The following is a 21766-nucleotide window of genomic DNA, read 5'->3' on the forward strand; positions in this document are numbered from 1 at the left end:
GGGGGCCGGCCGATCAGCGGGCCGGGGAGGCCTCGGTGTCCTGCGGCTGGGAGGGGGGCCGGCCGGGCCCGCCGCCGGGGGGACCCTGCGGGACGAAGTCTTTGGCGCGGATCAGGGCGAAGGCGAGGACACCGCCGACCAGCGCCAGGATGCCGCTCACGAGCAGCAGGTCGTTCAGGGACGTCGCGAAGCCGGCGTGGGCCGCGGTCTCCACCTGCTCGCGGAACTCCGCGGGGGTCGCGGAGATCGCCCGCTCGGAGGCGCCCATGCGGATGGCGTCCGCGATCTCGTCGGTGCGGCCCGCGAGTGCGGGGATGCCCGAGAGCCCCTCGCGCAGCGAGTCGTGCAGCGACGCGGTGAAGATCGAGCCGTACAGGGCGATGCCGACGGCGATGCCGACCTGACGGAAGGTCTGGTTCACACCGGAGGCCATGCCGGCGCGCCACACCTGGACGACGCCGACCGCTGTCGAGGCCAGCGGCGGGTTGACCATGCCGGCGCCGATGCCCGTGACGACGAAGCCGGGGATGAGGTGCGTCCAGCCCGACTCGGCGGTCACGCCCCGCATGAGCAGCAGGCCGATGCCCACCACGACCAGGCCCGGGCCGATCAGCCACTTGGTCGGGACGCGGCTCATCACACGGCCCGTCACCATGGCCGCGACGAGCGTGCAGCCGGAGCTGACCAGCAGGCGGATGCCGGTGCCCATCGCGCTGAAGCCGAGGCCGTTCTGCAGGTAGAGCACGATGTAGATGAACATCGCGAACAGCGAGGCGTTCATCGCGAAAGCCGCGATCGAACCGCCGAGGAACGTCGGGGTCTTCAGCAGCGACAGGTCGAACATCGGCTCGGAGACCTGCGACTCGATCACCGCGAACGCGATGAGGAACACCGCCGCCAGAGCGAAGCAGAGCAGCACACCCTGCTCGTCCCAGGCCGTGTCACTGGCCCTGATCAGGGCGTACACCAGGCTGAACAGGCCCACGGTGAGCGGCACGATGCCCAGCCAGTCGACCCGGGAGGCGCGCGGCGGCCGGGACTCGTCCACCAGGCGCAGGGTGATCACGATCGCGGCGATGCCGATCGGCAGGTTCACCAGGAAGATGCCGCGCCAGCTGATCCCGCTGGTGATCACACCGCCGAGCACCGGGCCGAGCGCGGTCGCGACACCGGCGACGGCACCCCAGATGCCGAAGGCCGCCCCCCGCTCCCTGCCCTGGAAGGCGCCGGCGAGCAGGGCCAGCGAGGTGGCGAACAGGACCGCACCGCCGACTCCCTGCACCGCGCGGGACAGCACGAGCGTCATCTGGTCCTGCGCGACACCGCAGAGCAGCGACCCGGCCGTGAAGACCGCCAGGCCGATGAGGAACAGCCGCCGCCTGCCGTACAGGTCGGCGAGGGACCCTGAGGTCAGCAGGAGCGCCGCCAGGCTTAACGCGTAGGCGTCCGTGGTCCATTGCAGACCGCTGAAGCTCGCGTGCAGTGACTGCTGGATGTCGGGCAGCGCGACCGCGACGATCGTGACGTCGAGCAGCAGCATGAACGTGGCGGCGCACACCACGATCAGCGTCCACCATTGGCGTTTCATTGTTCGGAGCCCTCCTCGGCTCGTAACTCGCGTTCTTTCACGCGTGGTTCAACAAATCGGCGCATGCTAGCATGCTAGCATGCGTGCAGAAGTCAAGCAGTTCAACGTCTACTTGCCGGTGGATCTGATCCGGCAGATAAAGCACCATGCCATTGAGAACGAGCAATCGCTCTCGGCTCTGGTAGCCGAGGCGTTGCGCACGTATCTCGCCGACCACGACCAGGAACCACCGAAGGGGAAGCAGGCATGACCACCGAAGGCATCGAAGGCGTCTACCTCGAGACCCACAACTGGGGCAAGGCGGCCAAGTTCCTCCAGGCGCTGGGCTACAGCGTCGAATTCTCGACCGAGGAGGGGTCGGGCATGCTCCGCAACGGCGCCGGCGCCTACGTCCTGCTGGCCGAAATCCCGGAGGACCAGAAGCCCGAGGCCCAGGTGGTGCTCCGGGTCGCCGACGCCGCAGGGTTCAACGCCGACCCGTCCCTCGACGTGGTCCAGCCGTTCGAGGACACCCACTACGGAACCCAGGAGATGAAGGTCCGCGACCCCGACGGCCGCATCTGGAGCCTGCAGGCGCCGAAGAAGTGACGTTGCGGCAGTGGTGACCGGTCGCGGCGGCCTGCGCCGCCGCGACCCCGCGGACGGCCCTCCCGTGGCCCCGGTCCGTCGAACGGCAAAGGCTGCCCTCATGCGCCCCATGCTCCGCCTCCCCGGCGCACGGGCCGCACGCAGTGACGGATGATCCGTCAACTCGCCCGCGGCGCCGGACGACCTGACGCATTCCCGTCGTATCCCTTTGGCCGGTTCGCAGCGGCTCCCATGATTTCGGCTGATTCAGCCCATCGGCCGAACGAACACTCCCGTACCCTCCGCCCGTTCGGAGTGCGGGCCGACGCGGGTCGGCCACGTCACGGGAGACAGTGCATGTCCGATCAGAAGAACACGGCGGAATTGGTCGTCATCGGCAGCGGAGTGATTGCCGCATCCGTCGCCTATCACTGCGCTGAGGCGGGTGTCGACGTCGTTCTGCTGGAGCGGGACCAGGCCGGCGCCACCGCGACCCAGACCGCCGGCGCATTTCGTACGTATTTCCCCGGAAGGGTGTACGACTCCGAACTGGTGGTACGGAGCCTGGCCGATTTCCGATCGTTCGGCAGCACCCTTGGAATCGATCTCGAGGTGGCCGAGACCGGAATGCTCGTGGTGGCGACGACCCCGGAGCAGGCGGCCGAACTGGAAGCGGAACTGCCCGCGCAGCGCGATGCCGGCGTGCGCCTGGAGCAGCTGACCGTCGGCCAGGCCGTCGAGCGGAACCCGTGGCTTGACCCTGTGGGCGTCGAGTTCGCCCTCTGGTGCCCGCAGATGATCCGCCTCAGGGCGGACGAGGTGCTCCGCGGCTATCTGGAGGGCGCCCGCAAGCACGGTGCGCGGGTGGTCGCCGGCGTCACCGTGACCGGACTGGACGCGTCCACCGGCCGTGTGGCCACCTCGGCCGGCGAGTTCACCGCGGGGGCGATCGTCATCGCGGACGCGCAGGGCAGCGGGGAGGTCGCCGGGCTGGCGGGCCTGGAGCTGCCGGTCTGGGGCCAGTTCGCCGAACTGTTCCGCACCGACCCGGTCGGCGACGAGGCCATCACGTCACCGTTCACGTTCCACCCCGGTGCAGGTCTGAAGACGATGGGGATGGGCCGGTCCTTCCTGGTCGGACTGGAGCGCTTCTCGACGGAGCCGGGCATGCGGGACATCTGGCTCCGCGAGGCCGCCGACGAGGTGGGGCGCTGGTACCCGCGGCTGCGGGGCGCCACGCTGCACAGCGCCTGGACCGGAACCCTCGACATCACGCCGTCGAGGTCGGGGATCGTCGGCCGGGCGGCCGGCGCGCACGAACGCATCCTGTTCGCCACCGGATTCACCGGCCACGAACTCAGTCAGGCGCCCGCCACCGGCAAGATCGTCAGGGACCTCCACCTCGGCCGCCACCCCGGCGTCGACATCACACCGTTCTCGCTGGCCGCCAACGGGGTCTGACCGCGCGCACTCCGGACCGACCGACTCCACGGCCGCAGGGCCGCCCACGGTTCACCGTGGGCGGCCCTGCGGCGTTTCCGGGCCGCTCCCGCCCGCCCGCCGGCCCGGCGCCGACCGATCGATTCCGGACGGATTCGGCGCCGCGGCGGGCCCGGCAGCGGCGCGCTCCCCCGGGTGTGACCAGCGGTTATGGGGAGCCCTTTGCTTTCCTTTTCCCTGAACCAATAATTCCGGCACCGTCGCGGCGTTCGCCGGAATTTGGTACTCCCTTGATGCGGTCCGCGACGTGAAGTGACAGAGAACTCTCGATTTGACACAAAAGCCAATGCCGTCGATCGGGCGGGCGACCGTCATCCCTATATTCGATTCGCGACGGCATCGTGCCCGTTGTCGGTATCCAATCCCCTGGAACCTGTCACGCGCTCTCTCCTGGGCGACAGGGGCCGAATAGCAGGAACGGGAGTACAATGCGACAAATCGAGATCGCCTGGGAGCCCATCGGCGCCAAGGTTCGCATCACCCTCGACGAGGGGCGCAATTCCGACCTCGTCGAGCCGCTGTGGGCGTCATTGCCGTACAAGACGCTGCAGGGCCACGCCCTCGTGGCCGGCGACTGCTTCTACCACGTGCCGCCCGCCCACGATCTGCTGCACGCGGTTCCGGATTACAAGGTGAACCGCAAGATCCAGCCCAACGGAACGGTTTTCCTCTCCGCCGTCCAGCACCTGACCATCAAGTACGGCGAGCTCACCGAGCCCATGCCGACCTCGCCCATCGGCCGGGTCGTGCCGGAGGACGTCGACCAGCTGCCCAAGATCGGCCAGATGATCTGGGAGTCCGTCTACGGCAACGGCGAGCCGGTCATCGCCCACGTCCGCCGTGTGGACGGCCCCTCCGGCCACGGCGTGAAGCGGGTCGAGGTCGGCAACGAACAGCTCCGCGGGCTGATCGAGCGGATCGCCGCCGAGACCGAGCGGGTCCTGGTCGACCCGACCGACGAGCTCCTCGACATCCACGAGGGCAAGTCCCGCGGCACCTCCGGCGCCGGCACGAAGAACTCGGTCCTCACCACCCTGGTCGCCGTGAACGGCGAGACACGTCCGCTGGGCTACGTGAACTACACGACCCTGGTGCGGGCCGGCCGGAACATCGACATGCCGCTCTCCTCGCTGATCGAGCTGGCGAAGATCCTGCTCGTGAAGCCGACCGAATTCCTCGGCTACACCGGAATGAACACCCTTTGGGACATCACCAAGGAAGTGGTCGCCGCATTCGAGACCATCACCACGCGCGAGGACTTCGTCGCCCTCATGGCGCAGATGGCGACGTACGTGAACGCCCTCGGTGCATGGAATCTGCAGCTGTTCCCGTGGGACATCGAAGGCGACAACTGGACCTACCGTCCGACCATTACGAGGGGTGCGAATGTCTGAGCAGAAGAACGCGGCGGAAATGCTGGTCATCGGCGGAGGGGTGATCGGCACGTCCATCGCCTACCACGCCGCCAAGGCAGGCGTTGACGTCGTCCTCGTCGAGAAGAACCAGTTCGGCTCCCGGACCACCTCCCAGACCGCCCGTGCCTTCCGCACCTATTTTCCCCGGAAGCCGCACGACTCCGAGCTGGCGACGCGCAGCCTCGCGGACTTCCGGCAGTTCGCCGCGACCACCGGCATCGACGTCGGCCTGGAGGACCTGGGCCTGCTGACGATCCTCACCAGCCCGCAGCAGGCCGCCGAGCTGGAGGCCGACCTGGCCGACCACCGCGAGGCCGGCGCCGCGGTGGAGATGCTCACCGCCGAGCAGGCGGTCGAGCTCAACCCGTGGCTGGACAAGGACACCATCGAGGCCGCGGTCTGGAACCCGGCGACGTACCGCATCAAGCCGGAAGCCATCGTCCAGGGGTACGCGGAGGCGGCGAAGCAGCACGGCGCCCGCCTGTACTCCAACGTCTCCGTGACCGGCATCGACAGCGACAGCGGCGTCGTCACCACGACCATGGGCGACTTCACCGCCGGCGCGGTCGTCATCGCGGCCGGTCCGTGGAGCGGCGACGTCGCCAAACTCGCGGGCCTGGACCTGCCGGTGTGGGGGCAGTTCGCCGAGCTGCTGCACACCGACCCGATCCGCACCGACCGCGACATCCACAACCTGCCGTTCACCTTCCACCCCGTGTCCGGGCTGAAGACGATGGGCATGGGCAAGTCCGTCCTCGTCGGCCTGGAGCGCATCTCGAAGCAGGACGGCCTGCGCGACATCTGGTACCAGGCCGCCGTCGACGAGCTGCCGAAGTGGTACCCGGAGTTCGAGGGCCTCAAGCTGTACAGCGCCTGGACCGGCACCCTGGACGTCACGCCCACCAAGTCGGCCGTCATCGGCAAGGGCAGCGGCGAGCACGACCGGATCTTCTTCGCCGGCGGCTTCACCGGCCACGGCCTGGCGCAGGCCCCCCTCGCCGGCCGGATCATCCGGGACCTCTACCTCGGCCACGCGCCGGGCGTCGACCTCACCCCGTACTCCCTGGCCACCAACCTGGCCCGGCTCGAGGCCTTCTGAGCAGGCCATTTCACGCGGCGGGCGGTGCCATCGCGGCCCGCCCGCCGCATTCCTGAGAGGTGTAGACGAGTGACGCCGGTACACACGCTGACCGAACAGTGGCAGGGCGAGGCACCCACGCCGCTGAACCCCGACACCGCCTTCAACGGCTTCATCTGCGCCCACGTGCTCCACGCACTGGAGCGCCTCGGGTTCTTCCGGAGACTCCAGGACGACGGCTCCGTCGACGTCGCCGCGTTCTGCCGGGAGAACGACCTCGATCCTGCCGTCGTCCGCTCCCTGGTGAGCGGCGCCGAATCCTTCGGATACCTGCACGTCCGCGGCGACCGCGCCGAGGCGACCCGCAGCGGCGAGGACGTCCGCCAGGCCATCGGCTTCTTCACCTGGGGCGTCGGCGGCTACCACGACATCTTCGCCAACGCCGCCTCCATCGCCCGCGGGGACCGCCGCTTCGGCGTCGACCTGCACCGCGACGAGGGCATGGTGGCCCTCGGCTCGGCCCAGGCCGACAGCGCCCTCATGCGGCACCTCCTGGACCAGGAGATCGCCCGGCTCGACTTCACCACCCTCGTCGACCTCGGCGCGGGCGTCAGCGAGCGGGTCTCCCGGCTGGTCAAGGCACGCCCCGGCAGCCGCGGGATCGGCATCGACATCAGCAAGTCCGCCACGGAACTCGGGGCCGAGACCGTCGAGCGGTACGGGCTGCGCGGCACCGTCGAGCCCGTCTGCGCGGACGTGCTCGACATCCTGTTCAACGACCACCGGGTCGAGGGCGCCGACCAGGCCGACGTCGTGATGAGCTTCATGTTCCTCCACGACCTGCTCGTCGACCCACAGCGCCGCGACCAGGTGATCCCCCGCCTGCGGGCCGCGTTCCCCAAGGCCAACACCTTCCTGCTGGGTGACACCACGGTCCGGCCGAGGAACGGCGACAGCACCCTGCCGATCTTCTCCAGCGGCTTCGAGCTGGCGCACGCCCTGATGGGCGTCCCCATCTACAGCCGCGAGCAGTACGAGGAGCTCTTCGACCGGGGAGGCATGCGGCTGCGCAACGCCGTGCCCTTCGGCGCGCCCCACACCTACCTCTTCGTCCTGGAGGCAGCGTGACCGCCCCGGCCACCGCCGAGATCGTGTCCGGGCTGCCGATCCCGCTCGCGGTCGCAGGACACCACCAACCCGCCCCCTTCTACCTCACCGGCGACATGTTCGGCGGCATGCCGGTGCAGATCGCCGGCGGGGAGCTCAGCACGCTCGTGGACAAGCCGGTCGCCGCGCCGCACACCCACGAGGTCGACGAGATCTACCTCCTCGTCTCGCCGCTCCCCGGCCAGGCCCGCATCGAGGTCCACCTCGACGGGGTGCTCCACGAGCTGACCTCCCCGGCGGTCATGCGCATCCCCGCCGGCAGCGAGCACCACTTCGTCACCAAGGAGGCGGCGGTGGGGAGCTACTGCTTCGGCATCCTGTTGGGATCCAGCCTGTGACTGCGTCCGCCCGGCCGGAGCCGAAGGTCTACAACACCAGCGTGCCCGATGCGGACTCGATGGTGCGGCTGCACCTGAGCGAGAGCCCGTACGGCGCGAGCCCCGCCGCGGTCGCCGCCGCGGCCGGGGCGCTGGAACGGGTCAGCCGCTACCCCTCCCCGCAGCGGGACGCCCTCGTCACGGCGCTCGCCGCGCACTGGGGCGTCGGTGAGGACCGGATCGCCGTGGCCAACGGCAGCGACGAGCTGGTGCTGGCGACCGCGCTGACGCTCGGGGACCTCTCGCGGCCCGGCCTGGTCACCGCGGGGACCTTCCCCGGCTACCGGGAGGCCCTCGACCGCATCGGCCGCGGAGCCGTCGCACGGCCCCTGCGGGACGGGCTCATCGACATCGGGGACTTCGCGCAGGCACTGCCCGAGCACGGCATCGGGTACGTGTGCAACCCGCACAACCCCTCGGGGACGGCCCTGGCGAAGGACGACTTCGCCGCCCTGGTCGCCGCGGCGCGGTCGAGCGGAGTACCGCTCGTCTTCGACGAGGCGTACCAGGAGTTCGGCGACCCGGGCCTGCCCCAGACCCGGGACTTCCTCGACGCGGACGCCCCGGTGCTGGCCCTGCGCACCTTCTCGAAGGCGTACGGGCTGGCGGCCCTGCGGATCGGCTACGCCGTCGGCCCCGCCGACCTGATCGCCGAGGTCCGCCGGACCCTGACCGTCCTTCCGTTCAGCGTCAACCGCGTCGCCCAGGCGGCCGCCCTGGCCGCGCTCGCGGACCAGCCGTTCCTGGACGGCATCCGCAAGGGCAGCGCGGAACGCCGCGCGTGGTTCTGCGCGGAGCTGGAGCGGCGCGGGTACCGGTACGTGCCGTCGGAGACCAACTTCGTCGCCGTCCGGGTCGACGCCTCCGGGGAGGCACAGGACGCCCTCGCCAAGGAGCACGGCATCCTCGTGCGGGACACCGGCATGTTCGGCTACCCCGGCCACCTGCGCGTCTCCCTCGGCACCGAGGAAGAGCTGCGCACCTTCCTCGACGCACTCGACCGGATCACCACCGCATAGCACCCGACAACCGACATCCGAACATCCGAACATCCAAAGGGGTCAAGAATGGCCAAACCGATTCCGGACGGCTACGCGGAGCTGACGGCCTACCTGTCCGTGGACGGCGCGAGCGAGGCGATCGCCTTCTACGCCGAGGCCTTCGGGGCACAGGAGCTGGCCCGCTCCACCGCACCCAACGGCAAGATCATGCACGCGCAGATCAAGATCGGCAGCACGGTCGTCATGCTGTCCGACGAGCTCCGGGAGGCCGGCCTGCTCGGCCCCCGCGCGATCGGCGGCACTCCGGTCACCCTGTACCTGTTCGTCGAGGACGTCGACGCCGTCTTCGCCCGGGCGGTCAAGGCCGGGGCCACGCCGCAACGGGAAGTGCAGGACCACTTCTTCGGCGACCGGACGGGCCAGGTGCTCGACCCGTTCGGGCACCGGTGGACGATCGCCACCCACATCGAGGACGTGCCGCACGAGGAGTTCGAGCGGCGCGCCGAGGAGCACATGCGCAAGGTGGCCGGCGGCTGACGCGGCCGTCCCACCGTGCCGGCGGCCCGGGCCCGGGCGCGCGACCAACCCGCGCCCGGGCCCACGGCCGGGGAAACCTGCCACCTGCCCGGATCCGGCGGACGCCGGATTGACATGATCTCTGCGGTCCCTGCTTCCACTTGACCAGAGGTCAGCCCATGACGACACCCTCCCCGGCCCGCCCCTTCCGGCGGTGTGCCGGCTGGGCCGCCGCGCTCGCCGCGGCCCTTCTCGCGATACCCGCCCTCGGCGCACCGGCCCACGCCGCTCCCGGCGACCCGGCCACCGCCTCCTCCTTCAACCTCAAGCCCGGCCCCGATCTGCACGGCCACGTCGCCGACCTGAAGGCGGCCCTGCCCACCCAGGGCGTCCAGGACCTGCTCGACCAGGGCAACCGGGTCGCGAAGACCGGCGCCTCGTGCACCGCCGACCCCTTCGGCACCGGCGACAACGGCACCGTCCTCGCCCCGGCCAGGAAGCTCTGCTGGGACAGCGGCGACGCCGACACCCAGGAATGGATCCCGCAGGGCATCACCGGCGTCTCCGACGCCCAGGCCGACGAACTCTGGGGCACCCGCAAGCCGTTGGTCACGTCCTGGTACGACAAGGCCGGCGCGAGGGGCGTACGGCTGTCCTTCCTGGACCCGGAGACACCGGTGCCGGGCGACCCCGACGGGCGCCGCTACCGCCACGTGCTGCTGGTCGAGCCGTACTACAACTCGTACGGCAACGCGTCCTACCGGGCGGTCGACGTCCACGCCGGCGGCATCGCCTGGTACAAGTACCACCTCTACGTCGCGGACACGCTGAACGGTCTGCGCGTCTTCGACCTGCGCGACATCCTCGACCTCAACCCGGACCGGGACGCCTCGGTCGACGACACCACGCTCGACGGCCTGAAGAGCAACGTCCGGGACGAGACCAGGATCGGCCGGCAGAGCAACGTCTACTACAGCCACACCTACCGGTACGTGCTGCCGCAGGTGGCCTCGTACAAGTTCGCCGCCGCACAGGGCAACACCTCCGCCGGGACCTGTGTCGCCACCGGGGCCCCCAAGGCCTCGTACATCTCGATCGACCGCAGCGACACCGCCGCCCCCGCACTGATCATGGGCGAGTACTGCGACTCCGACACCGACCACCCGGAGAAGGGCCGGGTCGGGGCTCTGCCCATCGACGACGCCACCGGTCTGCTGAAGACGACGGGCGGGGTCGTGGCCGCGACGTCGGCGTACCACCTGCCGCGCGACCTCACCCAGGGCGCCGCCCGCTACGAAGGCACGTACTACTTCAACCGAAGCTGGACGGACCACAGCGGCAGCCTGCGCCGGGCCACCGTCACGGGCGGCCGCCTGGTGGACCTCGGCGACAACATCACCAACGCGGTCGGCCCGGAGGACCTGTACCTCGAACACGGCCAGAGCGTGCCGGGCGGCGGCACCCGGTACCTGTGGTCGCTGACCGAACACCGGGCGGACGTGACACCGGGCTGCACCGACACCGGGTCGCCCTGCGGCCGCGTCGTCTACGCCCACCGGCTGAGCGACGTCCTGGCCCGCCCTTAGCAGCCGGAACCCTCCCCGTCCGCGGCCGCCCGGGCATAGCCTCATGGCATGACCGTGACCAAGGACACGACGACGTACGAGTTCCGCACCGCCCGCCCCGAGGACGCGGAGGCCATCGTGGCCCTCGACGGGTCCTTCACCACCTCCACCGTCTTCGAAGTGGCCGTCACCGACGGCGGGTTCGCGCTCCGCGAGGTGCCCGTGGACCCGCCGCTGGTCAAGGTCTTCCCCGACGGGTTCGGTGACGATGACGACGGCGCCGACGAGGCCGGCGCGGAGGGTGACAGCCGTACGTTCGTCGCGGTCGGCGCGGACGGGGTCCTCGCCGGTTTCGCCGCCGTCTTCTACTCCCCGTGGAACCGGCGGCTGACCATCGAGGACATAGAGGTCGCTCCGGACCACCGGGGCCGCGGCCTCGGCCGCGCGCTCATCGGGCACGCGGCCGGCTTCGCCCGGGAGCGGGGCGCCGGGCACATCTGGCTGGAGGTGACCAGCGTCAACGCCCCCGCCATCCACGCCTACCGCCGGATGGGCTTCGCCTTCTGCGGCCTGGACACCAGCCTGTACCAGGGCACCGAGTCCGAGGGCGAACACGCGCTGTACATGAGCATGCCCTGCCCCTGACGCCGCACCGCCCGCCGAACCGGAGAACGGGGGAGCGCGGGAGGAGCGGGAGCGCGGGAGGAGGGGGGACGGCCGAGCCTGGGACCGTCAGGGCCTGGTTGTCGGGCGGCGCGCCGGTGAGGGTGGAGCCATGAACGAGAACACCACCACCCACACCCCCGGCGATGCGACCGGATTCCGGGACCGGGCCGTCCTGGTGACCGGCGGGACCAGCGGCATGGGCCTCGCCACCGCCCGGGTCCTGCTCGACGGCGGGGCCCACGTGGTCATCACCGGCCGCGACGAGAAGCGGCTCGCCCGCGCGGCCGAGCGGCTCGCGGGCGGGGACCGGCTGGTCACCGTACGCGCAGACGTCGCCGACGAGGCGGACATGGAGCGGGCGGCGGAGGAGGTCCGGCGGCGGCACGGGCGGCTCGACGGGGTCTTCGCCAATGCCGGCATCGCCGACTTCAAGCCGGCCGCCGAGGCGGACGCACGGCACGTCGACCGCCTGGTCGACACCAACTTCAAGGGCGTGCTCCTGACGGTGCAGAAGGCACTGCCGCTGCTGGAGGCCGCCGGGGGAGGAGCCGTCGTCATCAACGCCTCCTGGACCCTGCACCGGGGCATGGCCGTCGCGCCCGTCTACGCCGCCACCAAGGCCGCCGTCCACAGCCTCGCCCGGACCCTCGGCAGCGACCTCGCGACCCGCAACATCCGCGTCAACTCGGTGAGCCCCGGCTACATCGAGACCGAGATGTTCCACGACCTCCTCCCCGACCCCGCCGACCACGAGCCGCTCCGGGCCCGGATCCCGCTCGGGCGGATCGGGACCGCCGAGGACGTCGCCCACGCCGTGGCGTTCCTGCTCTCCCCGCGCTCCTCCTACATCACCGCGCAGGACCTCATCATCGACGGCGGACTCGTCGGCGCCCTCCCCGCCGCCTGAGGGGGTCCCGCAGGGCCAGGCTGAGCGCCGCCCCGCCGGTGAGAATCGTGGGCATGAGCACCACAGCCACCCCCACCGGCGGCCTCGGCGACTTCCTGCGCACCCGCCGCGCCCTCCTGCACCCCGGCGACGTGGCGCTGCCCGACTTCGGCGGCGTACGCCGCGTCGCCGGGCTGCGCCGCGAGGAGATCGCCCGGCTCGCCGGCGTCAGCGTCGACTACTACACCCGGATGGAACAGGGCCGCGTACCCAACCCGTCCGACGCGGTCCTGGACGCACTCGCCCGGGCGCTGCGCCTCGACGAGGACGAGACCCGCCACCTCCGCCGGCTGGCCCGCCCCGCGCGGCCCGCCCGGCTCGCGCCCCCGGCGGACGGCAAGGCCCCCGCGGCGCAGCGCGTCCGCCCCGTGCTCCGCCGGCTCCTGGACGAACTCCCCGTCATGCCCGCCGTCGTGATGGGCGAGCGGATGGACATCCTCGCGTGGAACCGGGCGGCAGCCGCGCTCTTCGGCGACTACGGCGCCCTGGCACCCGCCGAGCGCAACATCGCCCGCATCACCTTCCTCGACCCGGCGTCCCGCACCCTGTACGGGGACTGGGAGTCCTGCGCCCGCGAGAACGCCGCCTTCCTGCGGCTGGAGGCGGGCCGCCGGCCCGGCGACCGCAGGCTCGCCCGGCTCGTCGCGGAACTGGCGGAGCGCAGCGAGGACTTCCGGCGCTGGTGGGCCGAACACCCCGTCCAGGACAAGACCTCCGGAACGAAGCACTACCACCACCCGGTCGCCGGCGACCTCGTCCTCTCCTACGAGACCCTGCGCGCCGCCGACGACCCCGGCCAGGCGCTGATCATGTACGCGGCCGAACCGGGCAGCCCCTCCGACGACGCCCTGCGCATGCTGCTGTCCTGGACCGCGACCGCCGGCGGGTAGACCGGCAGACCGCATCGGCACCGCGCGGCCGGTCAGGCGGGCGGCCCGGCCACGGCGTGCAGTTCCGCCGGGACCACGGGGGCCGGGCCCGCAGGCTTCTCGGACCGGTCGGTCCGTGCCGGGTACGGGGCCCGGGCCAGCGCGGCCTCCACCTCGTCCAGGGCCCGCCGGGCCTCCGCCAGGCGGGCCCGGAGTTCCGCGGACGTGGGGCCGGCCGGGTCGGGGCGGCCCTGCTGCTTGAGGTCGAGCCGGGCCTGCCGCTCCTGCTCCCGGGCCTCTTCCAGCGAGCCCAGCACCACCCCGATCAACACGTTGACCAGGACGAACGACGCCAGCAGCACGTACGAGGCGTAGTACAGCAGCGTCAGCCGCGACAGTTCCAGCCCGGCCCGCACCGCGTCCGCGAAGCCGTCCATCGTGGTCAGCAGGAACAGGGTGAGGCAGGCGCGGCCCACCGACCCGAAGTGCGCCGGGTCGCTGTCGGCGAAGCACATCCAGCCGATCATCGCGTACACGTACACCACGAGCGCGCCCACGCACAGGAAGCTGAGCGTGCCGGGCACGGCCCGGCCCACCGCGATCAGCAGCACCCGCAGCTGGGGCAGGAACCGGGCGGTGCGCAGCACCCGGCTGAGCCGCAGCAGCCGCAGCACGCTCGTGTTCTCCCGGACCAGCGGCAGGAACGCGGCCAGCAGCACGGCCAGGTCGAAGAGGTTCCACGGGTCCCGGAGGAAAGCTTTCGGCCGGTCGGCGCACGCGGCGGCGCGCACCCCCAGCTCCACGGCGAACAGGGTCAGGAACAGGTTCTCGGCGCCCGCCAGCAGCTCCCGGTGCGCGGCGGCGAACCCGCCGTAGGTCTCCGCGCCCAGCAGCACCGCGTTGCACAGGATCAGCGCGAGGACGCCGGCCCCGAAGGCGGGGGAGTCGAGGAGGGCCCGGCAGCGCACGGCCAGGCGGATGCGGGGCGGAGCGGAAGGGGCGATGACGGTCAAGGCCGGTCCTCGAACGATCGGGCGGCCAGTGGCCGCGGTGACACGGAGCCGGCGGTGATCGTGACACCCCGGCCGGGCCCCGCCCGCCTGGGGATCACCCGCATGAGTGGCGTATCCGCGCTTTCTCACGCCATCGGGTGACCGGGCCGGGCCGGGCCGGGGCGGCCGGCGCATCACCCGGCAGGGGTGATCCGAGAGGTGTCCGGCCTGCGACCGACGTACGATCACGGCGAAAGGGATCCGCACGCGCGGCCGCCCCGTCCTCCTGGTGATAGGCATGGGTGAGACAGCAGCCCCCCGCTCCACGCCCCGCACGGCATCTCGGGGGCCCCGCGGCACCCGGGCCTTCGGCGTCCCGGTCCTGCCCACCCGCTTCGCGATCCCCTCCGTCCCGCAGACCTTCGTCCGCAGGCCCCGCCTCACGCAGCGGCTGGCCGACGGCGTCGACCGCCCCCTGGTGCTGGTCAACGGCCCGGCCGGCGCCGGAAAGACCCTCCTCGTCGCCGACTGGCTCGCCCGTGCCCCCCTCCCGTGGCCCGTCGCCTGGCTGACCACCGAGACCGACGACAACGCCCCGGGCATGTTCTGGGCCTACGTCCTGGAGGCGCTGCGCCACCACGGCCTGCCCCTGCCCGACGACGTCGGCACCCCGGCCCGCGCCGAGGAGGTCGACCACGCGCTGCTCGTCCGCTTCGCCGCGTACCTGAACGGGCTCCGCGACCCGGTCCTGCTCGTCCTGGACGAGTTCGACCGGGTCTGCGCACCGGTGATCGCGGAACAGGTCGAGTTCGTCCTCCAGCACTCCCGCCCCGCGCTGCACCTGCTCCTCATCAGCCGTACGGAGCCGCTGCTGCCGCTCCACCGGTACCGCGCCGGGGACGAGATGGCCGACATCCGCGGCGCCGACCTGGCCTTCAACCGGGACGAGACGGCCGCCCTCCTGCAGCGGCACGGCCTCGGCGGGGGCGCCGAGGCGGCGCGGCTGCTGACCGAGCGGACGGAGGGCTGGGCCGCCGGGGTGCGGCTGTGCGCCCTGGCCATGCACGAGACGGATGATCCGGCCCGCTTCCTCAAGGAGTTCGAGGCGGGCCGCAGCACCGTCGCCGACTACCTCCTCGGCGAGGTCCTGGCCGCGCAGCCCTTCGAGACCCAGGACCTGCTGCTGCGCACGAGCATCCTGGAGCAGACCCACCCCGACCTGGCGAACGCCCTGACGGGCCGTGAGGACGGCGCCGCCATCCTGGCCTCACTGGAGCGGGCGAACGCCTTCGTCACCGCCGCCGGCCGCTCCTGGTACCGCCACCATCCCCTGTTCGCCGAGATCCTGCGGGTCCACCTGCGGTCCGGGCAGCCCGGGCTGGAGCGGGAACTGCACCGGAGGGCCGCCCGCTGGCTCTGCGACGCCGGGCAGCTCGTGAGCGCCCTGGCACATGCCGCCGCGGCCGGCGACTGGGAGTTCGCCGCCTCGCGGTTCGTCGGCCACCTCGCCGTCGGCGGCCTCTTCACCGGCCTCGACGCGGACCGGCTGGCCGAGGTCTTCTCCGCGATGGCCCCCGGTACTCCGGGACCCGCCCCCGAACTGGTGCGGGCCGCACTCCGCTTCGCCCGGTACGACGTCACCGGCGGCCTCGCCCGCCTGCGCGCGGCCGGGGAGCGGCCGGCTCGGGACCCGAAGGACCCGCAGAACGCGCCGGAGCTGCCCGCGGTGCAGCTGACCCGCGCGTTCCTGCGCGTGCTGGCGGGGAGGCTGACCGGCTCGGCGGCCATGGCCGAGGAGGCCGCGGCGGACGCCGCGGGGCCGGCCCGGCAGGTGCCGCCCGAGTGCCTCGCACAGCATCCCGAACTGTCCGCCCTGCTCCTGACCGGCCTGGGGTCCGCACGGCTGTGGGCCGGGCGGCTCGACACCGCCGCGGAGGCGCTGTACGCGGCCGTCGACGCCTCCGAAGGCCCCGAACTCGCCTCCCCGCGGCACGAGGCCCTGGCCCGGCTCGCCCTGATCGACCTCCTGCACGGGCAGTACGGCCGCGCCGGGGGCCGGGCCCGCGAGGCGGCAGCCGAGGCGACGCGGAACGGCCTCCTGCCGGCCCACTGCAGCGGGGCGGCCGACCTGGTTCCGGCGGCGGTCGCCATCGAGCAGGACGACCTGGCGGCAGCGGGCGCGGCCCTGGAGCGGGCCGCGGAGTCGGCGGGCGCCCGCGACGACCCCGTCGTCGCCGCCGGTCTCGCGATCCTGCGCGCACGCCTGCTGCTGGCCGGGGGAGACCCTTCGGCGGCCCTGGAGCGGCCGGCCGGAGCCGCCGCCCACCCGGCGGGCGGAGAACCCTCTCCCTGGGTGGACGCCCACCTCGCCCTGGCCGCATCGGCCGCGCACCTGGCCCTGGGGGACCCGAAGGCCGCGCGCGAGGCCCTCGGCGATCCGGCCGGGTTCCTCTCCGCACCGGCCGGGGTCGCACCCTGGCTGCCGGAAGGCGCCGTCGCCGCCGCCCGCGCCTGGATCGCGGACGGCGAGCACGCGCGGGCGATCGAGGTCCTGGAGCCGCTCACCACCCGCAACGCCGCCGGCTCCGCCGTGACCGTACGCGCACTGCTGGCGCGCGCCGAGGCCGCGGACGGCCTGGGCGACACGACGGCGGCTCGGCGCCTGGTCGTGCGCGCCCTCGGCCTGGCCCGCCCCGAGCGGCTGCGCCGCCCGTTCCTCGACGCCGGACCGTGGCTGCGCCGGGCCCTGCGCGCCCGCCCGGTTCCCGGCCATGACTGGCTCGCCCCCGGACTCGCAGGGGCAGGAGCAGGAGCCGGGGCCGGACCCGGGGGTGCAGCCCGGTCCGCGGAGAGCGGCGCGGCCGGTGCGGTCCTCGTGGTCGAACCGCTCAGCGAACGCGAGCACGACGTCCTCGCCTGTGCGGCGCAGCTGCTGTCCACCGCGGAGATCGCCGCCGAGCTGAGCCTCTCCGTCAACACGGTCAAGACCCACCTCAAGAGCATCTACCGCAAGCTCTCCGCGAACCGCCGCGGTGAAGCGGTCCGCCGGGCCCGCGAGCTGAAGCTGCTCTGACCCGTCCGTTCGGAGGCGGCGCGCCGGGCCGTCCTCACCTCCCCGGGGTGATGACCGCGGGCCACGACGGGCCCAGCATGGAGGGAACGACCCTTCCCGGCGGGGAGAAGAGTGCGCTCATGCGATACGAAATCCGCATCGACGGGCAGATGTCGGAGACACTCAGCGGGGCCTTCCCCGAGCTGAGGAACTTCCTCGTCACCGACGAGACGGTCCTGTTCGGCCCGGTCACCGACGAGGCCCACCTGTACGGCCTGCTCGCCCGCTTCCAGGCCCTCGGCCTGCACGTGGTGGAGATGCGCCGGCTCCCGGAGTGACCGGGAGCCCGCCCGGCGCCGCCGCACCACCCCGAGCGGGTGATGCCGGCGGCCCCGCTCACCCGGCGTCCGTGGGCGGCCCCGCCGGGTGCTCCGCGCCCCCGCCCCTGCCCCCGTTCACGCGGCCGCCGGCGGCGAGCAGCGCGATCAGGGCGAGCAGTACGAGCAGGATGAGCGCCAGCAGCAGGATGGTGAGCACCGTCGGGTGGTTCCACAGCGCGAAGACCAGGACCACCACCAGCATGGCGCCCAGCGTGATCCAGCGGCGGTTGGCCTCCACCCAGGTCCCGGCCCTGCCCGTGTGGATCCGGTGCTTGCCCGCCCACAGGGCGGCGGAGTCCGCGGTGCGGTCGGAGCCGGCCCGCACCGCCGTCGGCAGCCTGCCGGGGCCGATCAGGTAGGCGCCGAGGGCGACGACGATGCCCAGGGCGATCGTGGTGCGCAGGCTGACCCGCAGGAAGCGCACGATCGTGTCGAAGATCGCTGCGGCCGCGGCCGGGGACTGCACCTGGGCGGGCAGGTGGTCGAGGTAGTAGCGGCGGCCGATGACCAGGCCGATGGCCACGATCAGGCAGGCGAACGCCGCGCCCAGCGCCGTCCACGCGAGCGCGCGGCGCCGGTGCCGGGCCAGCAGCACCCCGCCCGCGCCGAGGAGCACGGTGATGACGGGCAACCAGTTCCCGAGGACGTCCAGCAGGCGTGCGGCATTGCGGATCTTGCCCAGCTCCTCGGAGTGGAACAGCACCATCTGCTTGTGCACTTCAGGGATCTTGCTCGCCGGGGACAGCCCGGCGTTCACGAGGGCGTCCTTGATCTGCTCCACCAACGTGCCGATGTTCAGGGTGACCGTCCCGTCGGAGACGCCGACCGCGCCGCGGCCCTGGCCGGTGAGCGCGTGGACGACGGCCGTGTGCGCGACCCGGTTCGCGCCCGTCCAGACGTCGGCGAACCGGTCGCTCTCCACGAAGCGGGTGGCGACCTTGGTGACGGCCCCGTCGACGGCGGAGTCCACCTGGGGGGCCATCGCGCGCACCGCGTCGGCGGCCCGGGGCGGCAGGCCCTGCGACTCCAGCCAGTCGGCCACGTCGTCGGTGACCGCCCGGGCGTCGACGCGGACGGCGACGGCCTCGGTGGCCCGTTGGACCGCGGCGGCCTGGACGGCCTCGTTCTTCGCGAGGGGAGCCATCGTGGCGACGTACCGGTCGGTGTCGAGGACGATGTCGTGCACCCACACGGTGAGCACCGAGACGGGCACCAGGATGCAGGTCAGGACGAGGATGACCGCCGAGACCGCGCTCTGGACGATGCGGCCCGCCGGTGATCCGCGCGCCGCGCCGTTCGCCTCGCGCGCCGCGCTCCCGGAGCGCGGCGGTTGCGGAGCGGGCGGTTCGTTCGGAGAGGACATGGCAGCTCCAGGGCAGACGGTGCTCTGCCTCCATTGGCGCCCGGTCGCAGGCGCGCAGCACGCCCGGTGGGTCCGTCCGGGTCAGCGGTAAGCGCCGCCCGGCCCGTCCGAGGGCCAGATGTGGTGCTGCGGGGTCTGCGGGCCGGCGTGCGGGTACGGGTCCCATGCGGGGGCCGTGTCGTAGCCGCCGTCGGGCGCGTACGCGGCGTAGGCCGGATCCGGAGCGGGCAGCGGCCCGGGCTGCAGGTCGGGCAGGGGGTCGGGCTGCATCCCGGGCTGCGGCCCGGGCACGGCCGTGGCCGGCGGGGTGACCGGGACCTGGAGGCTGCCGTAGCGCTCCATCCGCTGCCAGCGCAGCCGGGAGCCCGCGACGGCTGTGAAGACGGACTGGATCACGACCAGGTACATGAGCTGGCGGTAGACGAACTGTTGGAGGGGCAGGCTCCACAGGGGTCCCGGCCGCTCGCCGTCGAGACGGAAGGCGTAGAGGCCCATGAGGACCTGGAGGACCAGGAACGCCGTCCAGAGCCCCACGATGCGGACGGGATCGAGGAAGACCAGGCCGTAGACGGCGAACACGTCCACGACCGGAGCGAGCAGCGGCAGCAGGACCTGGAACATCAGCAGGTAGACCAGACCGCGGCGGCCCAGCTTGCCGGCCTGCCCCCGCTGGGTGAGGGCCCCGCGGTGCTTCCACATGGCCTGGAGGGTTCCGTAGCACCAGCGGTAGCGCTGCTTCCATAGGGCACCGAGCGATGCGGGCGCCTCGGTCCAGGCCTTGGCACGCTCTTCGTAGACCACCCGCCAGCCGTCCCGGCACAGCGCCATCGTCAGGTCGGTGTCCTCGGCCAGGGTGATGTCGCTGACGCCGCCGACACGCAGCAGCGCCTCGCGGCGGAAGGCACCGACGGCGCCGGGCACGGTGGGCATGCACTCGGCGAGGTCGAACAGGCGCCGGTCGAGGTTGAAGCCGACGACGTACTCGATGTGCTGCCAGCGGCCGAGCAGCCCGCCCCGGTTGACCACCTTGGCATTGCCGGAGACGGCGCCCACGCGGCGGTTCGCGAAGGGCTGGACGATCATGCGGACGGCGTCCGGTTCGAAGACGGTGTCGCCGTCGACCATGACGAGCAGGTCGCAGGAGGCTGCGGCGATACCCGTGTTGAGGGCGGCGGGCTTTCCGGCGTTCTGCTGTCGGATGACCCGCACTCCGGGCAGCCGAAGGGCCTCGACGATGTCGGCCGTGCCGTCCGTGGAGCCGTCGTCCACGACGATGACCTCGACGGGGTGGTCGGAGGCGAGCAGGGAGCGGACCGCGGCCTCGATGCCGGCGCTCTCGTTGTAGGCGGGCACGATGACGCTCACCGGCTCGGTGACCGCAGGGCCCCAGGGCTTGCGGCGCATCCGTACGTGCCGCCGGGCGGCGACGAAGACGGCCACCGCGCGCAGCAGGCTGACCGCCCCCGCGGCCCACAGCAGCCAGGAGAGGCCTTCGAGGATCCAGTCGCTGGTACGGATCGCGGTGATCAGGGCCAGGCCCTGCCACCGGTCCGTCGTCGCGGCCGGCCGGACCGCCCCGGGCAGGGCGACGGCGTCGCCGACGGTGGCGAACGTCCAGCCGGATGCCTTCAGCCGCGGCACCAGCTGTTCGAGCGCGGCGACGGTCTGGGCGCGGTCCCCGCCGGCGTCGTGCATCAGCAGGACCTGTCCGCCGGTGTCCTTCGGAGTGGAGTTGGCGGCGATCCGCTCGGCGCCCGGGCGGCGCCAGTCCTCGCTGTCCAGCGTCGTCAGGACGGTCAGGTAGCCCTCCTGCCCCGCGTGGACGACGGCTTCCCAGCCGGCGTCTCCGAGTGCCTTGGCAGTGGAGGAGTACGGCGGCCGCAGCAGCGGAGTGGTGACCCCGGTGGCGCCGGCGATGACGAGCTGGGTCTCGCGCAGCTCCAGGGAGCGCCGCCATGCGGACGCCGCGCCGAGGTCGGTGTGGGTGAAGCTGTGCAGGCCGATCTGGTGGCCTTCGTCGACGATCCGGCGGGCGAGTCCGGGGTTCTCGGCGACCTTGGTGCCGACGGTGAAGAACGTGGCGCGGACGCCGTTGCGGCGCAGCACGTCGAGGATCCTCGGGGTCCAGACGGGGTCGGGGCCGTCGTCGAAGGTCAGCGCGATGGTGCGGGGCGCCGGGGTGGCGGCGCGGCCGGACGCCCCCTCGATCACCGGGCCGCCGGAGGCGATCTGCTCCGGTACGGACGCCGCGGAGACCGGCTCGCGGGCTTCCGCGTCGGGCCGGGAGTCGAACAGGTGCTGGGTGTAGCCCTGGAGGAGCAGTGCGGCCGAGAGGGTCAGGACGAGGGTGGTGAGCAGTAGCCAGTGGGTGCGCAGGGGGACGTTGCGCACGGTGCTGTGCCTGCCGCGGGCCGGGCGGCGACGATTCTTCGACAAGCGGAGGGTCCTGACTGCTGCGTGGTGGTGCGGTGGCCGGAGGGCGTGCCGCCTGTTCGCCGTGCTGTGCTCAGGGGCGGGTGGTGGGCTTGCCTCCGCCCCGGCCGGGCGGGTCGGTCCTGCCTCGGCCCTGCCCGCTGCCGGGCGGCGACGGCGCGGCGCTTCCTGGTCCTGTCGTGGCCTTCGTCGGGCTCGGCCCGGTGCCGGGCGCCCGGTCGTCGGGGGCGGGCGGCGCACTGCTGCGCGCGGCGGACGGTGCGGGGCGCGGGCTTCCGCCGGGGGCGCTGC

General features: G+C 72.6%; 19 protein-coding genes. 15 read left to right on the forward strand and 4 right to left on the reverse strand.

The window, feature by feature from the left end:
* Nucleotides 1-13 precede the first annotated feature (13 nt).
* Complete coding sequence (locus HYE82_RS11560; RefSeq protein WP_179173904.1) at nucleotides 14-1588, reverse strand: MFS transporter; 1575 nt, start codon at nucleotides 1586-1588, stop codon at nucleotides 14-16.
* Nucleotides 1589-1667: 79 nt separating this feature from the next.
* Here HYE82_RS11560 and HYE82_RS11565 point away from each other — a divergent pair, with 79 nt between their 5' ends.
* The 13 genes from HYE82_RS11565 (at nucleotide 1668) to HYE82_RS11625 (ending at nucleotide 13276) form a co-directional block, all read left to right on the forward strand.
* Nucleotides 1668-1838, forward strand: coding sequence for a ribbon-helix-helix domain-containing protein (locus HYE82_RS11565; RefSeq protein ID WP_179173905.1), 171 nt, complete (start codon nucleotides 1668-1670; stop codon nucleotides 1836-1838).
* A complete protein-coding gene (locus HYE82_RS11570) occupies nucleotides 1835-2176 on the forward strand; it encodes a glyoxalase/bleomycin resistance/extradiol dioxygenase family protein (protein WP_179173906.1) in 342 nt (113 codons plus the stop codon). The genes HYE82_RS11565 and HYE82_RS11570 overlap by 4 nt, the downstream gene beginning before the upstream one ends.
* Nucleotides 2177-2512: 336 nt before the next feature.
* On the forward strand, nucleotides 2513-3616 hold the full coding sequence (locus HYE82_RS11575) for an FAD-binding oxidoreductase (protein WP_179173907.1): 1104 nt from the start codon (nucleotides 2513-2515) through the stop codon (nucleotides 3614-3616).
* A gap of 467 nt (nucleotides 3617-4083) precedes the next feature.
* Nucleotides 4084-5049: a hypothetical protein gene (locus HYE82_RS11580; RefSeq protein ID WP_179173908.1), complete on the forward strand. Its 966-nt coding sequence runs from the start codon at nucleotides 4084-4086 to the stop codon at nucleotides 5047-5049.
* The gene (locus tag HYE82_RS11585) at nucleotides 5042-6169 is read left to right on the forward strand and encodes an FAD-binding oxidoreductase (RefSeq protein WP_179173909.1); all 1128 of its coding nucleotides are present in this window, start codon (nucleotides 5042-5044) and stop codon (nucleotides 6167-6169) included. Before HYE82_RS11580 ends, HYE82_RS11585 begins: the two co-directional genes overlap by 8 nt.
* A gap of 69 nt (nucleotides 6170-6238) precedes the next feature.
* Nucleotides 6239-7276 (forward strand): class I SAM-dependent methyltransferase, encoded by a 1038-nt coding sequence (locus HYE82_RS11590; RefSeq protein WP_179173910.1) that lies wholly within the window; start codon nucleotides 6239-6241, stop codon nucleotides 7274-7276.
* Entirely contained in the window at nucleotides 7273-7653 is a 381-nt protein-coding gene (locus HYE82_RS11595; protein ID WP_179173911.1) for a cupin domain-containing protein, read from the forward strand. Before HYE82_RS11590 ends, HYE82_RS11595 begins: the two co-directional genes overlap by 4 nt.
* Nucleotides 7650-8711, forward strand: a complete 1062-nt coding sequence (locus HYE82_RS11600; protein WP_179173912.1) for a histidinol-phosphate transaminase — start codon at nucleotides 7650-7652, stop codon at nucleotides 8709-8711. Before HYE82_RS11595 ends, HYE82_RS11600 begins: the two co-directional genes overlap by 4 nt.
* Before the next feature lie 48 nt (nucleotides 8712-8759).
* Nucleotides 8760-9230: a VOC family protein gene (locus HYE82_RS11605; protein WP_179173913.1), complete on the forward strand. Its 471-nt coding sequence runs from the start codon at nucleotides 8760-8762 to the stop codon at nucleotides 9228-9230.
* A 158-nt stretch (nucleotides 9231-9388) separates the two neighbouring features.
* The gene (locus HYE82_RS11610) at nucleotides 9389-10795 is read left to right on the forward strand and encodes a hypothetical protein (RefSeq protein ID WP_179173914.1); all 1407 of its coding nucleotides are present in this window, start codon (nucleotides 9389-9391) and stop codon (nucleotides 10793-10795) included.
* A 48-nt stretch (nucleotides 10796-10843) separates the two neighbouring features.
* A complete protein-coding gene (locus HYE82_RS11615; RefSeq protein WP_179173915.1) occupies nucleotides 10844-11419 on the forward strand; it encodes a GNAT family N-acetyltransferase in 576 nt (191 codons plus the stop codon).
* A gap of 130 nt (nucleotides 11420-11549) precedes the next feature.
* The gene (locus HYE82_RS11620; protein WP_179173916.1) at nucleotides 11550-12347 is read left to right on the forward strand and encodes an SDR family NAD(P)-dependent oxidoreductase; all 798 of its coding nucleotides are present in this window, start codon (nucleotides 11550-11552) and stop codon (nucleotides 12345-12347) included.
* Nucleotides 12348-12400: 53 nt separating this feature from the next.
* Nucleotides 12401-13276, forward strand: a complete 876-nt coding sequence (locus HYE82_RS11625) for a helix-turn-helix transcriptional regulator (RefSeq protein WP_179173917.1) — start codon at nucleotides 12401-12403, stop codon at nucleotides 13274-13276.
* 32 nt (nucleotides 13277-13308) lie between these two features.
* Here HYE82_RS11625 and HYE82_RS11630 read toward each other — a convergent pair whose 3' ends face one another.
* Entirely contained in the window at nucleotides 13309-14268 is a 960-nt protein-coding gene (locus tag HYE82_RS11630) for an ion transporter (RefSeq protein WP_256987089.1), read from the reverse strand.
* Nucleotides 14269-14545: 277 nt separating this feature from the next.
* Between HYE82_RS11630 and HYE82_RS11635 the strand changes: the two genes are divergently transcribed.
* Both HYE82_RS11635 and HYE82_RS11640 read left to right on the forward strand, forming a co-directional pair.
* Entirely contained in the window at nucleotides 14546-17320 is a 2775-nt protein-coding gene (locus HYE82_RS11635) for a LuxR C-terminal-related transcriptional regulator (protein ID WP_179173918.1), read from the forward strand.
* A gap of 119 nt (nucleotides 17321-17439) precedes the next feature.
* Nucleotides 17440-17637, forward strand: a complete 198-nt coding sequence (locus tag HYE82_RS11640) for a hypothetical protein (protein WP_179173919.1) — start codon at nucleotides 17440-17442, stop codon at nucleotides 17635-17637.
* A gap of 58 nt (nucleotides 17638-17695) precedes the next feature.
* Here HYE82_RS11640 and HYE82_RS11645 read toward each other — a convergent pair whose 3' ends face one another.
* A complete protein-coding gene (locus tag HYE82_RS11645; RefSeq protein ID WP_256987090.1) occupies nucleotides 17696-19042 on the reverse strand; it encodes a hypothetical protein in 1347 nt (448 codons plus the stop codon).
* Nucleotides 19043-19123: 81 nt separating this feature from the next.
* Nucleotides 19124-21478 carry a bifunctional polysaccharide deacetylase/glycosyltransferase family 2 protein gene (locus tag HYE82_RS11650; RefSeq protein ID WP_256987091.1) on the reverse strand — a complete coding sequence of 785 codons (2355 nt, stop codon included), beginning with the start codon at nucleotides 21476-21478 and terminating at the stop codon, nucleotides 19124-19126.
* Nucleotides 21479-21766: the final 288 nt, after the last annotated feature.

This window comes from Streptomyces sp. BR123, from assembly GCF_013401435.1.
Taxonomy (GTDB): Bacteria; Actinomycetota; Actinomycetes; order Streptomycetales; family Streptomycetaceae; genus Streptomyces.